Origin of the sequence: Lactobacillus corticis (genome assembly GCF_018327645.1) — a bacterium.
GTDB classification, from domain to species: Bacteria; Bacillota; Bacilli; order Lactobacillales; family Lactobacillaceae; genus Lactobacillus; species Lactobacillus corticis.
The window spans coordinates 1-232 of the sequence record NZ_BMAY01000052.1 but is presented as its reverse complement, the minus strand read 5'-3'; the positions used below and the strand labels follow the sequence as shown (position 1 = coordinate 232).

Sequence of the window (232 nt, the reverse complement as noted above, 5' to 3'; positions counted from 1 at the left end):
GTAAATTGCAATAATAAATTGAACATTTATACTGCTTGATAGATATGATCTAATTCTTTCTCAAAGATTTCATCTGGAGTATGATATGCCAAGATCTTTCTTGGTAGCGAATTGCACCAGGTTTCAATATTAATGATATCTTGAAGAGAATAGTTATTGATGTAATCACCTTTGGGAATAAATCTGCGAATAAGGCAATTGTGTCTTTCAACAGTGCCTTTATCACAAGAAG

General features: G+C 31.9%; 1 pseudogene. It reads right to left on the bottom strand.

Annotated elements, in window-relative coordinates:
* Positions 1-26 precede the first annotated feature (26 nt).
* Positions 27-232, bottom strand: a pseudogene (locus tag KI210_RS08675) (IS30 family transposase); the annotation flags it as partial.